The 13771-nt window shown below is 64.7% G+C and carries 13 protein-coding genes; 6 read left to right on the forward strand and 7 right to left on the reverse strand.

What is annotated here, in order from left to right; translation table 11 throughout:
- Window positions 1-14: 14 nt before the first annotated feature.
- The 4 genes from AD89_RS0107590 to AD89_RS0107605 form a co-directional block, all read right to left on the reverse strand.
- Window positions 15-557 (reverse strand): hypothetical protein, encoded by a 543-nt coding sequence (locus AD89_RS0107590; RefSeq protein WP_025778003.1) that lies wholly within the window; start codon window positions 555-557, stop codon window positions 15-17.
- 50 nt (window positions 558-607) lie between these two features.
- Window positions 608-928: a putative quinol monooxygenase gene (locus AD89_RS0107595; protein WP_025778004.1), complete on the reverse strand. Its 321-nt coding sequence runs from the start codon at window positions 926-928 to the stop codon at window positions 608-610.
- Between the two features lie 75 nt (window positions 929-1003).
- Entirely contained in the window at window positions 1004-1606 is a 603-nt protein-coding gene (locus tag AD89_RS0107600) for a class I SAM-dependent methyltransferase (RefSeq protein WP_025778005.1), read from the reverse strand.
- Between the two features lie 22 nt (window positions 1607-1628).
- The gene (locus AD89_RS0107605) at window positions 1629-2504 is read right to left on the reverse strand and encodes a LysR family transcriptional regulator (protein ID WP_025778006.1); all 876 of its coding nucleotides are present in this window, start codon (window positions 2502-2504) and stop codon (window positions 1629-1631) included.
- A gap of 178 nt (window positions 2505-2682) precedes the next feature.
- Here AD89_RS0107605 and AD89_RS0107610 point away from each other — a divergent pair, with 178 nt between their 5' ends.
- The 5 genes from AD89_RS0107610 (at window position 2683) to AD89_RS0107630 (ending at window position 8517) form a co-directional block, all read left to right on the forward strand.
- Window positions 2683-3903 carry an NAD(P)/FAD-dependent oxidoreductase gene (locus AD89_RS0107610; protein ID WP_025778007.1) on the forward strand — a complete coding sequence of 407 codons (1221 nt, stop codon included), beginning with the start codon at window positions 2683-2685 and terminating at the stop codon, window positions 3901-3903.
- A gap of 102 nt (window positions 3904-4005) precedes the next feature.
- Complete coding sequence (amaB, locus tag AD89_RS0107615) at window positions 4006-5541, forward strand: L-piperidine-6-carboxylate dehydrogenase (protein WP_025778008.1); 1536 nt, start codon at window positions 4006-4008, stop codon at window positions 5539-5541.
- Between the two features lie 234 nt (window positions 5542-5775).
- On the forward strand, window positions 5776-6543 hold the full coding sequence (gene map / locus AD89_RS0107620; protein ID WP_025778009.1) for a type I methionyl aminopeptidase: 768 nt from the start codon (window positions 5776-5778) through the stop codon (window positions 6541-6543).
- A gap of 170 nt (window positions 6544-6713) precedes the next feature.
- A complete protein-coding gene (gene radA, locus AD89_RS0107625) occupies window positions 6714-8081 on the forward strand; it encodes a DNA repair protein RadA (RefSeq protein ID WP_025778010.1) in 1368 nt (455 codons plus the stop codon).
- A 43-nt stretch (window positions 8082-8124) separates the two neighbouring features.
- On the forward strand, window positions 8125-8517 hold the full coding sequence (locus AD89_RS0107630; RefSeq protein ID WP_025778011.1) for a VOC family protein: 393 nt from the start codon (window positions 8125-8127) through the stop codon (window positions 8515-8517).
- A gap of 4 nt (window positions 8518-8521) precedes the next feature.
- Here AD89_RS0107630 and AD89_RS0107635 read toward each other — a convergent pair whose 3' ends face one another.
- Window positions 8522-9259, reverse strand: coding sequence for a hypothetical protein (locus AD89_RS0107635; RefSeq protein ID WP_025778012.1), 738 nt, complete (start codon window positions 9257-9259; stop codon window positions 8522-8524).
- Between the two features lie 117 nt (window positions 9260-9376).
- Between AD89_RS0107635 and AD89_RS0107640 the strand changes: the two genes are divergently transcribed.
- Window positions 9377-10408 carry an A/G-specific adenine glycosylase gene (locus AD89_RS0107640; protein WP_025778013.1) on the forward strand — a complete coding sequence of 344 codons (1032 nt, stop codon included), beginning with the start codon at window positions 9377-9379 and terminating at the stop codon, window positions 10406-10408.
- A 92-nt stretch (window positions 10409-10500) separates the two neighbouring features.
- On the opposite strand, the gene AD89_RS0107645 is transcribed toward AD89_RS0107640, so the two are convergent.
- Both AD89_RS0107645 and AD89_RS0107650 read right to left on the reverse strand, forming a co-directional pair.
- On the reverse strand, window positions 10501-11085 hold the full coding sequence (locus tag AD89_RS0107645; RefSeq protein WP_025778014.1) for an amino-acid N-acetyltransferase: 585 nt from the start codon (window positions 11083-11085) through the stop codon (window positions 10501-10503).
- Between the two features lie 107 nt (window positions 11086-11192).
- On the reverse strand, window positions 11193-13733 hold the full coding sequence (locus tag AD89_RS0107650) for an ATP-dependent Clp protease ATP-binding subunit (RefSeq protein WP_025778015.1): 2541 nt from the start codon (window positions 13731-13733) through the stop codon (window positions 11193-11195).
- Window positions 13734-13771 lie beyond the last annotated feature (38 nt).

The raw sequence follows: 13771 nt of genomic DNA on the forward strand, positions 1-13771 counted from the left end.
GGATATGGCGCGACTCAGAGCTGTTTGAGGAGGCCCTTGCCGAAGGCCCGCCATTCCTCCAGGGCTTCGGGGCTGGGAAGCTTCGACGTGGTGAGGACGAAGAGGGTTTTGTCTTCGCTCTTCGTCTCAGCGGCGGCTTCGACCTTGATGCCGCCGTCGAGGTTCGCTCGCCAGAAGGAGCGCTTCGCCGTCTCCGAGGTGCGGGGATCGGCGTCGAGGGCCACCTCGTTGAGGGTGTCGTCGACGAGGGACGCGAATTTTTCGATGAGTGCGGAACGATCGCCGGGGATGGTGCGGGAGACGGCGACGTCGAAGGTGCCGTCGGCGCGCTGGCCGGGGACGCGGCGTCCGATCTCCTGCTCATAGGCGACGACGGCGCCTTGGACCCACCAGCCGTGGTTGTCGACTCTGCCGTCGAACTGGGGAAAGAGAGCGTCGGCGAGTTCTTTGTGACTCGCCGACGCTCCCCCGGCTGCCTCCAAACGACCACGGGTGTCTGCCCATGGCTCGCCGAGGGCCTTTTCGATCGATGCGATGTTCTGCGCTTTGGTCGCCATGGCAGAAGTCTATGTGCTCGGTCGACCCGGGATGAAGGTCTGGAAGGGGTTCAGTCGATCTTGAGTTCGCCCATCTCGTCCCAGCCTTCGCCGTCGATCTTGCGGGAGATGATCTTCGGCGTCGTGGCCAGGTGCGGGCGCATGGCTTCGAGACCGGCGGCGAAATGGTCGCTCTTGACATGAGGTTCGGCACCTTCGTCGGTGAACGCTTCGACGAGCACGAACTCGTTCGGGTTCTCCAGGCTCTTCGACCATTCGAACCACAGGTTGCCGGGCTCTTCCCGCACGGCCTCGGTGAAGGCCCGCACCGCTTCGGGGAACTTCTCGACGCTTTCGGGTTTCACGTCATATTTTACGACGATGAAGATCATGGTCGTTCTCCTTCAGGTGATCCGCAGTACAGGCCGATCCCAGCTTAGTTCTGCCGCAATTGCGAATCGACCGGCTCACAGCCTTTCGGCGATGAGGACGAGGAAGTCGCTGTCAGCTTCGAAGGGACGCAGCTCCCAGGTGGAGAACTTCTGATCGACGAACATCCCCGTGGCTTTGACGTCCTCTATGAAGTCGTCGAAATCGTACCCGCGTCCGGCACCGAAGCCGGACACGAATCGACCGCCGTGCTTGAGGGTCGACTTGATGTTGCCCAGGGTCTGCCGCCGGGAGGCGGGATCGAGGAAGGACAGGACGTTTCCGGCGCAGAAGGCGACGTCGATCTCGGTGATCCCGGCACCGGCGAAATCGAAGTCGGCGAGGTCGCCGGTGCGCCATTCCCCGCTGGGGAAATCGTCCTCGGCGACGGAGATGAGGAATTCGTCGAGGTCGACGCCGAAGACGGTGTGCCCTTCGTCGATGAGCTGTCCGCCGGCCCGTCCGGTTCCGCAGCCGGCGTCGAGGATGCGCGATCCCCGCGGAGCCATGGCGTTGACGAACCTAGCCTCACCGCCGATGTCGTGCCCGGCGGCCGCGAGATCACGCCACCGCTGCGCGTAGTTCGCCGAATGATCGGGGTTGGCCCTGCGTACCTTGTTCCACTGATGGTCGAAGCTCATGCCCTCATCCTAGGCCGGAACCTCAGGCGAAGACTTCGGTGACCACCTCGGCGACGGCTCGGACCGGGTCGCTGGGGTCCGGGGAAGTCAGCACGATGATCTCGCGTCCGCCCGCCTCGGCGACCGGGTGGAGGTCGACGTCGGGCCCGCCCAACGACATCATGATCGGCGTTGCCAAGGTCAGGCCGAGCCCGGTCCCGGCGAGCGCCAACGCGACCGCGGTGTCCGTGACGATGTGGGTCTCCTTCGCATCGATTCCCAGCGCCGAGGTGGCCAACCGCATCGCGCGGCCGAAGAGCTCCTCGGCCGGTGGGAGGATCCAGTCGGCCTCGGCCAGATCGTCATCGCTCGGCCGCGTCGTCCCCGCGGGGACGACGATGCCGAAGTCCTCGTCCGCCACCGCCGCCCAGCGCAGCCCGCGCATCGGCGGCAGCGGCGCGGCCGGGTAGTTGATCCCGATCCCCAGATCGATGACCCCGTCGATGACGGCCGCCGACATGGTCTCGACATTGATCTCCCGCGCCCGGACTTCGATATGCGGATGACGCTCGGCCAGCGCCCGCACCACCTTCGGCAGCGCCGTCGTCGACGCCGATCCGAAGACTCCGAGGGTGACGATGGCCTCGCTGCGGAAGTCCCGGCCGAGCATCGCCATCTCCGCCTGCTGCTGAGCGGCGAGGATGTTCCGGGCCCGGGGCAGCAGAGTGCGCCCGGCTTCAGCGAGGACGAGCCCGCGACCGCGCCTGCGGAACAGGTCGGAAGCGACGACCCGGCGCAGCGCCGAGATGTGCTGGGACACCGCACCGACGCTGTAGCCGAGGTGGTCGGCCGCCCGCGTCATCGACCCGAGTTCGGCCACAGCGACGAACGTGCGCAGCTGTCCGAGCGTCCATGTCATGGCAGCACCCCCTTGTCTTTAGGTTTCTTGAACGCAGTGTTCACAAACTCTCCCTTGTTCTTAAGTGTGATGGCAACCACAATGAAGTCAAGACACAAACGCCGACATCGCCGTCGGCACTCTCCGTTTCCTGGGCGCCCAATGACGGTCGCCCCGGCAGCAGACAGCGAGGTGAACCGTGGAATCCCCCACCGCATCGACCACCGCCCCGAACACCGACGGGGTCCCCGACACGTCGAGAGCCCTGCCCGCCGAAGCCTCCGTGGTCATCATCGGCGCCGGCGTCATGGGAGCGGCCATCGCCTACCACCTGGCCGCACGCGGAGTCAGCGACATCATCATCGTCGAACGCGACACCCCCGGAGCCGGATCGACGTCGAAAGCCGCCGGAGGGGTGCGCTGCCAATTCTCCGACGAGGTCAACATCGCCCTGGCCGCCCGCGGGCTCGACGTGCTGCGGAACTTCGAGACCGATTTCGGCGTCGACATCGATCTGGTCAGCAACGGCTACCTGTTCCTCCTCGACAACGATGACGACGTGCGCGCGTTCACCGACAATGTGGCCCTCCAGCAGCGGATGGGCCTGGATTCGCGGATGCTCACCCTCGCCGAGGTGGCCGAGCTGGCCCCGTTCGTCAACACCGAAGGGCTGGTGGCCGGGGCGTTCAATCCCGGCGACGGTCACTGCACCCCCGAGGCCGTCGTCGCAGGCTTCGTCACCGCCGCCCGCGAGCGCGGGGTCACGGTGGTCAAGAACTGCGAAGTCACCGGATTCGACACCGACGGCGGGACGGACCGCAGGGCCACCTCGGTGATCACGAATCAGGGCACGATCAGCTGCGAACAGGTCGTCGTCGCGGCGGGAGCCTGGTCGGGCCCCATCGGGGACATGGCTGGGGTCGATCTGCCGGTCAAGCCGCTGCGGCGGGAGATCATGGTCTCCGAACCCGTCGACTTCGACACCTCGCGGATGCCCTTCACGATCGACTTCTCCACCAGCTACTACGTCCACCCGGAAGGGGCCGGGCTGCTGTTCGGCTGCCCCGATGAGGTCGATGACTGGTCCTTCAACGACAAACGCGACCCGAACTGGCTGGCCACCCTGGCCGAGCACATCGACGCCCGCACCCCGGAACTCGGCGATGTCGAAGCGAAACACGGGTGGGCGGGACTGTACGAGATGACGCCCGACCACAATGCCCTCATCGGCGAGGCCGAGGAGAGGCCGGGATTCTTCTACGCCTGCGGGTTCTCCGGCCACGGCTTCCTCATGGGCCCGGCCGTCGGAGAGGTCGTCGCCGACCTCATGACCGGCCGCACCCCCTTCGTCGATGTGACTCCCATGGACAAACGACGCTTCACCACCACCGGGCTGCGTAAGGAGCTCAATGTGATCTGAGTCCTCGCACACCCGCCCCTCACACCCGACCTCCCCACGACGACGGAACACCGACGACCGGCCAAGCCGCCGATCGACACAGCAGATGACGAAAGGACAGCAATGACCGCACTGCCCACCGATCAGACCATCACCGACCTCCTCACCTCAGGGCTTAGCGCCTGCGGAGTGGAGGCATCCGTGCTTGAGGGATCGGCCGCCTCGGCGAGCCTTCCGGCCCGCTCTCCCATCACGGGACAGGACCTCGGCACGATCGCGGCGGACACCGCGCAGACGGCGGCGAACAAGATCGCTGCAGCCCAGACTGCGTTCGAGACCTGGCGGGACGTGCCCGCTCCCGTCCGCGGTCAGCTGGTGCAGCGGTGGGGACAGCTGCTCGGCGAGCACAAAGACGATCTGGCGAAGATCATCACCGTCGAAGCCGGCAAGACCCCCTCGGAGGCGGCCGGTGAGGTGCAGGAGATGATCGACATCTGTGAGTTCGCACTCGGTCAGTCCCGGCAGCTGTGGGGCAAGACCATGCCCAGCGAACGGCCGGGTCACCGGCTCATGGAGACGTGGCATCCCCTCGGCGTCGTCGGTGTCATCTCCGCGTTCAACTTCCCGGTGGCCGTTTATTCATGGAACACCGCTCTGGCCTTGGTGGCCGGTGACGCGGTTGTGTGGAAGCCCTCGGAGAACGCCGTGCTCGCAGCGCTGGGGGCACAGTCCCTGCTGGTCAGGGCCGCCGCCGAGGTGGGGGCACCGGAGAATCTCGCGCCTGTCCTCGTCGGCGGTCGGGACATCGGCGATGTCATGGTCCGGGATGACCGCGTGGCCCTGGTCTCGGCGACGGGATCGGTGCGGATGGGTCGCGAGGTCGGCCCCGTTGTGGCCGAGCGCTTCGGCAAGATCCTGCTCGAGCTCGGCGGCAACAACGCCGCCATCGTCGCCCCGAGCGCCGATGTCGACCTGGCACTGCGCGGAGTGGTCTTCGCGGCCGCCGGAACGGCCGGTCAGAGGTGCACGACGCTGCGGCGGCTCATCGTGCACGAGTCCATCGCCGACGAGTTCGTCGCCAAGGTCGTCGCCGCGTACAAGACGCTGAGCATCGGATCGCCGACCGATGACGGAGTGCTCGTGGGACCGCTCATCAATTCGGGTTCGTACGAGGCGATGCAGGCGGCCCTCAAACAGGCAGAGGCAGAGGGCGGCGAGATCCTCTGCGGAGGCGGCCGGGTGCTCGCCGATGAACGCCCGAACGCCCACTACGTCGAACCGGCAGTGGTGCGGATGCCGAGTCAGACCGCCGTGGTCAAGGAGGAGACCTTCGCCCCGATCCTCTACGTCGTCACGTATTCGAATCTCGATGAGGCGCTCGAGATCCACAACGGGGTGCCTCAGGGCCTGTCCTCGGCGATCTTCACTGCCGAACTCGCCGAGTCCGAGAAGTTCCTCTCCCGCTCCGACTGCGGAATCGCCAACGTCAACATCGGCACCTCCGGTGCGGAGATCGGCGGTGCCTTCGGTGGTGAGAAGGAGACCGGCGGCGGACGCGAGTCGGGTTCGGATTCGTGGAAGGCCTATATGCGTCCGGCCACGAACACGATCAACTACTCCGGCGAGCTGCCGCTGGCGCAGGGCGTCGAGTTCCTCTGAGGGACCGTCGCCGACCGCCTGCCTCGTCCAAGGGCTGGCGCAGATATCACCCCGTCCACGAATGGCTATCTGCTGCCAACCCTTGACCGAGCGAGTCGGGAGGGAGGCGCCGCGCGACTGTCTGCTTGCCCACAGATCCGGGTGCGGCCGCGACTTCGGCATTGCCGAGGACTAAAATCGAGTCTGGACCAGTGAACGCCGTTGAAACCCCGCACCTCATTTAAGGAGACCCCTGTGATTGAGCTGAAGACGCCCGCCGAGATCGACAAGATGGCGGTGACCGGCCGTTTCGTCGCGAAGACCTTGGCCGAGCTGACCTCGATCGCAGAACCGGGCATGGACATCATGCACCTGGAGAAGACCGCGCGGAAGCTCATCGATGACGCCGGAGCGAAGTCCTGCTACTGGGACTACGCTCCGTCATTCGGCTCCGGCCCCTTCCGCAATGTCATCTGCCTGTCCGTCAACGACGGCGTCCTCCACGGCAAACCGCACAACTACGTGATGAAGGACGGTGACCTGCTCACCCTCGACTTCGCCGTGTCCATCGACGGCTGGGTCGCCGACGCCGCCCGTTCCGTCGTCGTCGGCGACGGCAGCGATGAGGACCAGCGCCTCATCGACACCACCTGGGCCGGCCTCGAAGCCGGAATCGGTGCCGCCCAAGCCGGCAACCGCCTCGGCGATATCTCGAAGGCCATCGGTGACGTCGCCGATGCCCACCGCATCCCCGTCAACCTCGACTTCGGCGGGCACGGCCTCGGCCACACGATGCATGAAGATCCGCACGTGCCCAACCGCGGCAAGGGCGGTCGCGGACTGGTCCTCAAACCAGGACTGACCCTGGCCATCGAACCGTGGTGGTCGTTCACGTCGAAGAAGCTGTCCGTCGACAAGGACGGCTGGACCCTGCGTCTGGCCGACGGTTCGAATGGTGCCCATTCGGAGAACACGATCGCCATCACCGAGGATGGTCCCCGAATCCTCACCACGCTCGACTGACCTGGCTGCCGCACTCTGCCGGCAAGGGGCGCCCGACGAACTCATCGTCGGGCGCCCCTCTGCGTTCTCCGGACTCCCCCGCTGCAGCGCACACCGGCCGGCTCCCTGTTGTTGAAGACGGTCTCTCGAGCAAGGAATCTCATGTCAGTGGTCCGTGCCAGAATTGCGGTATGTCTTTCACATGCTCGGAATGCGGCTATTCGACGGTCAAATGGTTGGGACGCTGCCCCGAATGCCAGGCCTGGGGCACCCTTGAAGAAAAGGGTGCGAACTCGTCGAAGGTGAAGACGAAGGTCAAGAAATCCAGCGCAGCGAAGCCGATCAGCGAGATCGACTCGACGCTCGCGCAGGCGAGATCGACGTTCGTCCCCGAGTTCGATCGGGTGCTCGGTGGTGGCATCGTGCCCGGCGCGGTCGTCCTGCTCTCCGGAGAACCCGGTGTCGGCAAGTCAACGCTGCTGCTCGACGTCGCTGCGAAGATCGCGATGTTCGGAGTCAAGGTCCTCTATGTCACCGGTGAGGAATCCGCCGGCCAGGTGCGGCTGCGCGCCGAACGGATTAACGCCCTGGCCGACTCGCTGCTCCTCGCCGCCGAGACCGATCTGGGTTCGGTGCTGGGAATGATCGAGGCCGAACAGCCGGAGCTGCTCGTCGTCGACTCGATCCAAACTTTGGCCTCTTCCGAGGTCGAAGGCATCCCCGGCGGAGTCACCCAGGTCCGCGAAGTCGCCTCCGCCCTCATCCGAGAAGCCAAGGCCCGATCTCTGCCGACTGTGCTCGTCGGCCACATCACGAAGGACGGCACTATCGCCGGCCCTCGCCTCCTCGAACACCTCGTCGATGTCGTGTGCACCTTCGAAGGTGAGAGGCATTCTCGGCTCCGCATGCTGCGAGCGGTGAAGAATCGCTTCGGCCCCACCGACGATGTGGGCTGCTTCGATATGGAGGAGAACGGGATCAAGAGTCTCGAGGACCCCTCGGGTCTGTTCCTCTCGCGCAGCGGGGCGAACCCGCCCGGCACCTGCCTGACCGTGACGCAGGAGGGCAAGCGTCCGCTGCTCGTCGAAGTCCAATCGCTCATCACCGAATCCGCCGGCGGTCAGTCCCGCCGGTCCGTCTCCGGAGTCGACTCCTCACGTGTGGCGATGATGCTGGCCGTGCTCAGCCAGAACGTCTCACAGGCGAACCTCGCCAAGAGCGATGTCTTCACCGCCACGGTCGGCGGAGCGAAGCTGTCGGAACCGGCCAGCGATCTGGCGATCTGCATGTCCCTGGCTTCGGCGCTGCTCGGCAAGCCGCTGGCTCGCCACCTCGTCGCGATCGGCGAGGTCAGCCTGTCCGGCGAGATCCGCAACGTCCCCAATCTCGGCCAACGCCTCAACGAAGCCAAACGTCTGGGCATCACCCATGCCGTCGTGGCCAAGGGCGCGATGACCAATGTGGCGACGCCGGAGAAGATGAAAGTCGACGAGTGCGAACACATCGCCGGGGCCGTCGAACTCATGCTGACAAATGGCGCCCTGCGGGAACAGAAGTGAGAAAGTTCGGGACTTTCGCACGGTTTTGGCGCATCCTGGTGTCATGACCACGACAGTATTTCCAGCATTCCGGACCACCGATGCGGCAGCGACGATCGAGCTGCTGGTCACGCTCGGATTCACCGAAAGACTGCTCGTACGCAATGAGCAGGACCCGGCGCTCGTCGAGCATGCCGAATTCGCGCTCGGTAACAACGGCGGGATCATGTTCGGTTCGGTCCGCCACGACGGATCGGCGCTCGACGCGGTGGGCGGCGGCTCGATCTACGTCGTCGTCGACACCGAACGCGAAGTCGACCGGCTCTACCAGGAGATCGTCGACCTGGGGCATGCGATCGTTCGACCGGTGGCGACTCAAGACCACGGCGGCCGCGAGTTCGACTTCCGCGACCACGATGGCAACTCGTGGGGAGTCGGCTCCTACCGCGGGGCCTGATTGCTCAGTCCTGCGGTTCCTCTGACTGCGTCTCGCCGGAGTCCTTCTCTCCGGAGTCCTGCTCCGACTTCTTCTCTTCGTCGGCTTTCTTCTTCTCCTCCGCGGCCCTCTTCTTCTCCGCGGCCTTCTTCTCCTTGGCCTTTTCGGCGGCGCTCTTCTCGAGCGTGAACTCAGTCGGTTCGCTCTTCTTGTCGTCGAGTTTCACGATGAGCTCATAGTCACCGGGAGCGAAGTCGTCGTCTTCGCGGTTGCAGTTCTTGTCGACCTTGATCCGGTTCCACTTGAGCTTCGCGGTCTTCTCCGACTGCGGTGCGAACTCAGTGGACGCCTCTGCATTCTCGTCTTTCGCGGCCGCACAGTACGTCGACGACCACACAACGTCGCCGTCTTTTTCGACGATGAACTCCTGCTTGTCGGTGCCGACCTCGATGAGGCATGTGGCCGAGTGTCCGTTCTCGATGACCATGCCGAATTCGGGTTCTTTTCCGTCCTTCACGGAATTCGGATCGACCTTCGCCTTCAGCGAGACCTGGTCCTCCGGGCATTTTCCGCTCGCCGCCTGCTTATCGGGCACCGGGGCCGCCGTCGTCGATTCGGCCGGAGTCGTCTCCTCGGCGGCGACCTCGTCCGATCCATCACTGCGGCCGCCGATGGCGGTGACGATGCCGACGATTCCGAGCACCAGGAGTGCCACGACGAGGAGGCCGGCCACAGCGAGCGTGATGCGGCGTCTGCGGTACACGTGAGCAGGCAACTTCCCGCTAGACTGGCGGGGCTGCCCGGCAGCTCTGCTCGGCTGCGAACCACGATTGGAAGGAGTCATCGCTTTGAGCCTAGGCAATTGCGAATGAGCATCCAAATGACACACCGAGCCGGTTCCGAATCCGATTCCGCCGGGCCTTCTGCCGCCTTTCCCGAGGTGACGGAGCCTGTGCTCAGACGGGTCCAGGACACGGTCATCGCCTGGTTCGAAGAAGCCGCCCGCGACCTGCCGTGGAGGGCTCCGAACACGAGCGCCTGGGCGATCCTCGTCAGCGAGATCATGTCTCAGCAGACCCCTGTCGCCCGGGTGGAACCACGGTGGCGTGCCTGGATGCAGATGTGGCCGACCCCGGCCGATCTCGCTGCCGCGCCGACCTCCGAGGTCCTCCACGCCTGGGACCGTTTGGGCTATCCGCGCAGGGCCCTGCGGCTGCAGGAGGCCGCCGAAGTCATCGCTGCGAACCTGGACAACCGGGTTCCCGAAACGACCGAAGAACTCGAACGGCTGCCGGGCATCGGGTCCTATACCGCCGCTGCGGTCTCGTCCTTCGCCTTCGGCCGAAAGACGACCGTGCTGGACACGAATGTCCGTCGGGTTCTCATCCGCCTCTTCGCAGGAAGAGAACGTCCCACCAGCTCCCCCAGCCGGAAGGAGACTGCCTGGGCGGCCGGCCTCGTGCCCGAGGATGAACATGTTGAGTGGAACGCCGGTGTCATGGAGTTCGGGGCCCTCGTCTGCACGGCTCGCAATCCCGATTGCCCCGCCTGCCCGCTTCAGGACATCTGCACATGGAACCGGTTGGGCCGACCCGCCTCGGCGACGAAACCGAAGACTCAGAAGTGGGCGGGCACGGATCGCCAGCTGCGCGGAGCGATCATGGACGCTCTCAAAGCCGCCCATGCTGCTGAGGACGACCGGCACGGCGTCAGCCTCGACGTCTTCACCACTGCGATGACCGACTTCGATCCGGCGCTTCTCGACTCATTGGCCGAATCCACGGCCGCAGCAGTGGCGCGAGTGCGCGAACTCAGCGCCGACCGGGACAGGATCTCTCGACTCATCTCTGATCTCATCACCGACGGACTGGCACAGCAGATCGACGGGCGATTGGCACTGCCGAACCGCTGACGCCCGGGCCGCGGTGCGACAACTGGAAATGCAGAAGTGGTGCGGCCGCCATCGCCCCCACCGGCCTGTGAGAGGTGTGAACCGCGTCCGTCTCAGAGGTATTTGATCATCCGCGAGTTGCCCAGGGTGTTCGGTTTCACCCGTGCCAGATCGAGGAACTCTGCCACACCCTCATCGGTGGAGTGAAGCAGTTCGACGTAGACCTCGGGTGAGACGGGGATGCCCTTGATCGGCTCGAAGCCGAGCGATCCGAAGAATCCGGTCTCGAAGGTCAGGCAGAACACTCGGTCGACACCGATCTCACGGGCATCGGTGAGGAGCTGTCTGATGATCGCTTTGCCCACTCCCCTGCCTCGATAGTCCGGGGACGTGGCGACCGTGCGGGCCTCGGCGAGGTCAGCCCAGATGATGTGCAGGGCACCGCAACCGGCGAGGATCTCCGACCCATCGGGCTGCGGGTCGACGACCAACCAGAACTCCTGCAGCGACTCGAAGTACGTCACCGTGTCCTTGGCGAGCAGAATCCGCTCCCCGGCCAGCGGAGCAACAAGTGCCTCGATGCCTTTGACGTCGCCGGTCCTCGCCCGTCGCAGGTACAGGCCTCCGGGCAGTTCGTGCTTGGAATGGTGGTCTTCGGAGATCCCCTCGTGGTCGAAGTCGCCTGCGTGTGAGCTCATACCCACATTCAACACCATCTCCGGGTCCAGATACGAAAGAGTCCGGGGAGCCGGCTGGCTGCCGACTCCCCGGACTCTTACGCGTTATCCGAGAAGGTGAGGAACGATCAGGCCGAAGTCTCCGAGGACCCGCTCGAACCGGACGAACTCAAACCTGCGAGTTCGCTGTCGACATCCTCAGCGGGCTTCAGGCTCTCGGTCTCGATGCCTTCGAAGGTGAACTCAGCGTCCTTTCCTTCACCCTTGACGTCGACCTTCACGGTCTGACCGCGTCCGAGCTCCTTGAACAGGATCTTCTCCGACAGGGTGTCCTCGATCTCGAGCTGGATGGTCCGACGCAGCGGTCGGGCACCCAGGACGGGATCGTAGCCGCGCTCGGCGAGCAGATCCTTCGCCTTGGCGGTGACGTCGACCTTCATGCCCTGATCAGCCAGGCGGACATCGAGACGCTCGAGGAAGAGATCGACGATCTTGATGATCTCGTCCATGCTCAGCTGCGGGAACACGATCGTGTCATCGACACGGTTGAGGAACTCGGGACGGAAGTGCTGCTTGAGCTCTTCGTTGACCCGCTGCTTCATCCGGTCGTAGTTGGTCTTCGTGTCACCCTCGACCTGGAATCCGAGCTGGAGTCCACTCGAGATATCACGCGTACCGAGGTTGGTCGTCATGATGATGATGGTGTTCTTGAAGTCCACCTCACGGCCCTGCGAGTCGGTCAGGCGACCGTCCTCGAGGATCTGCAGCAGCGAGTTGAAGATGTCCGAGTGGGCCTTCTCCACCTCATCGAAGAGGACGACCGAGAACGGCTTGCGGCGAACCTTCTCCGTGAGCTGACCGCCCTCTTCGTAGCCGACGTAGCCCGGAGGCGAACCGAACAGTCGCGAGACCGTGTGCTTCTCGGAGTACTCGGACATGTCGAGGCTGATGAGCGAGTCCTCATCGCCGAAGAGGAACTCGGACAGCGCCTTGGCCAGCTCGGTCTTGCCGACGCCGGTGGGTCCGGCGAAGATGAACGAACCGGAGGGACGCTTCGGATCCTTCAGTCCGGCACGGGTACGCCGGATCGCCCGCGAGATCGCCTTGACCGCGTCTTCCTGACCGATGACGCGCTTGTGCAGCTCGTCTTCCATCCGGAGCAGACGCGAGGATTCCTCCTCGGTGAGCTTGAAGATCGGGATGCCCGTGGCAGAGGCGAGCACTTCGGCGATGAGATCGGCATCGACGACCTTCGAGGTGTCGGTGCCGGACTTGCGCCATGCCTCGGTCTCCTCTTCCTTCTCCTTCTGCAGCTTCATCTCGGAGTCACGCTCCGAGGCTGCCAGTTCGAAGTCCTGAGCATCGATGGCGGCTTCCTTGCGGTGGCGGGCCTCGAGGATCTTCTCCTCCAGGTCACGGATCTCCTGGGGAACCGACAGACGCGAGATGCGCAGCTTGGCACCGGCTTCGTCGATGAGGTCGATCGCCTTGTCCGGCAGGTACCGGTCGTTGATGTAGCGATCGGACATATTCACCGCGGCTGCCAGAGCCCCGTCGGTGACGGTGACCTTGTGGTGCGCTTCGTACTTGTCCCGCAGACCCTTGAGGATCTCGATCGAATGCGCCAGCGACGGTTCGGGAACCTGGATCGGCTGGAACCGACGCTCGAGCGCGGCATCCTTCTCGATGTGCTTGCGGTACTCGTCCAGAGTGGTCGCACCGATGGTCTGCAGCTCACCCCGAGCCAGCATGGGCTTGAGGATCGACGCGGCGTCGATGGCACCTTCGGCGGCTCCGGCACCGACGAGGGTGTGGATCTCGTCGATGAAGAGGATGATGTCGCCGCGGGTGCGGATCTCCTTGAGCACCTTCTTCAGGCGCTCTTCGAAGTCACCCCGGTAGCGGGAACCTGCGACCAGCGAACCGAGGTCGAGGGTGTAGAGCTGCTTGTCGGCGAGGATCTCGGGAACATCGCCGTTGACGATGGCCTGTGCGAGTCCTTCGACGACAGCAGTCTTGCCGACACCGGGTTCGCCGATGAGGACGGGGTTGTTCTTCGTGCGGCGCGAGAGGATCTGCATCACGCGCTGCATCTGCTCGTGCCGGCCGATGACCGGGTCGAGCGTGGCTTCGCGGGCCGCGGCGGTGAGGTTGGTGCCGAACTGGTCGAGCACGAGCGACCCCGAGGGGGTTCCCTCTTCGCGACCACCGGCGGACACGGGTTCCTTGCCCTGGTAGCCCGACAGCAGCTTGATGACTTCCTGACGGACGCGTCCCAGATCCGCGCCGAGCTTGACGAGCACCTGCGCGGCAACGCCTTCGCCCTCACGGATGAGGCCGAGCAGAATGTGCTCGGTGCCGATGTAGCTGTGACCCAGCTGCAGGGCTTCACGGAGGCTGAGCTCGAGGACCTTCTTCGCCCGCGGGGTGAAGGGAATGTGGCCGCTGGGCGCCTGCTGGCCCTGGCCGATGATCTCCTGGACCTGGTCACGCACCTGTTCGAGGGAGATGTCCATGCCCTCGAGAGCCTTCGCTGCCAGACCTTCACCCTCGTGGATGAGGCCGAGCAGAATGTGCTCGGTGCCGATGTAGTTGTGTTTGAGAAGTTTTGCTTCTTCCTGCGCGAGCACCACGACGCGTCGTGCTCGGTCGGTGAACCGCTCGAACATATTCATCCTCCTCGGTCTTCTGATTCTTCTGAGCCTAA

The organism is Brevibacterium sp. VCM10, from assembly GCF_000583215.1.
In the GTDB taxonomy this organism is placed as follows: domain Bacteria; phylum Actinomycetota; class Actinomycetes; order Actinomycetales; family Brevibacteriaceae; genus Brevibacterium; species Brevibacterium linens.

Bases quoted from the DNA above. Each gene is read 5' to 3' on its own strand.
- AD89_RS0107590 (WP_025778003.1), bottom strand. From the start codon at position 557: ATGGCGACCAAAGCGCAGAACATCGCATCGATCGAAAAGGCCCTCGGC.
- AD89_RS0107595 (WP_025778004.1), bottom strand. From the start codon at position 928: ATGATCTTCATCGTCGTAAAATATGACGTGAAACCCGAAAGCGTCGAG.
- AD89_RS0107600 (WP_025778005.1), bottom strand. From the start codon at position 1,606: ATGAGCTTCGACCATCAGTGGAACAAGGTACGCAGGGCCAACCCCGAT.
- AD89_RS0107605 (WP_025778006.1), bottom strand. From the start codon at position 2,504: ATGACATGGACGCTCGGACAGCTGCGCACGTTCGTCGCTGTGGCCGAA.
- amaB (WP_025778008.1), top strand. From the start codon at position 4,006: ATGACCGCACTGCCCACCGATCAGACCATCACCGACCTCCTCACCTCA.
- radA (WP_025778010.1), top strand. From the start codon at position 6,714: ATGTCTTTCACATGCTCGGAATGCGGCTATTCGACGGTCAAATGGTTG.
- AD89_RS0107630 (WP_025778011.1), top strand. From the start codon at position 8,125: ATGACCACGACAGTATTTCCAGCATTCCGGACCACCGATGCGGCAGCG.
- AD89_RS0107640 (WP_025778013.1), top strand. From the start codon at position 9,377: ATGACACACCGAGCCGGTTCCGAATCCGATTCCGCCGGGCCTTCTGCC.
- AD89_RS0107645 (WP_025778014.1), bottom strand. From the start codon at position 11,085: ATGAGCTCACACGCAGGCGACTTCGACCACGAGGGGATCTCCGAAGAC.
- AD89_RS0107650 (WP_025778015.1), bottom strand. From the start codon at position 13,733: ATGTTCGAGCGGTTCACCGACCGAGCACGACGCGTCGTGGTGCTCGCG.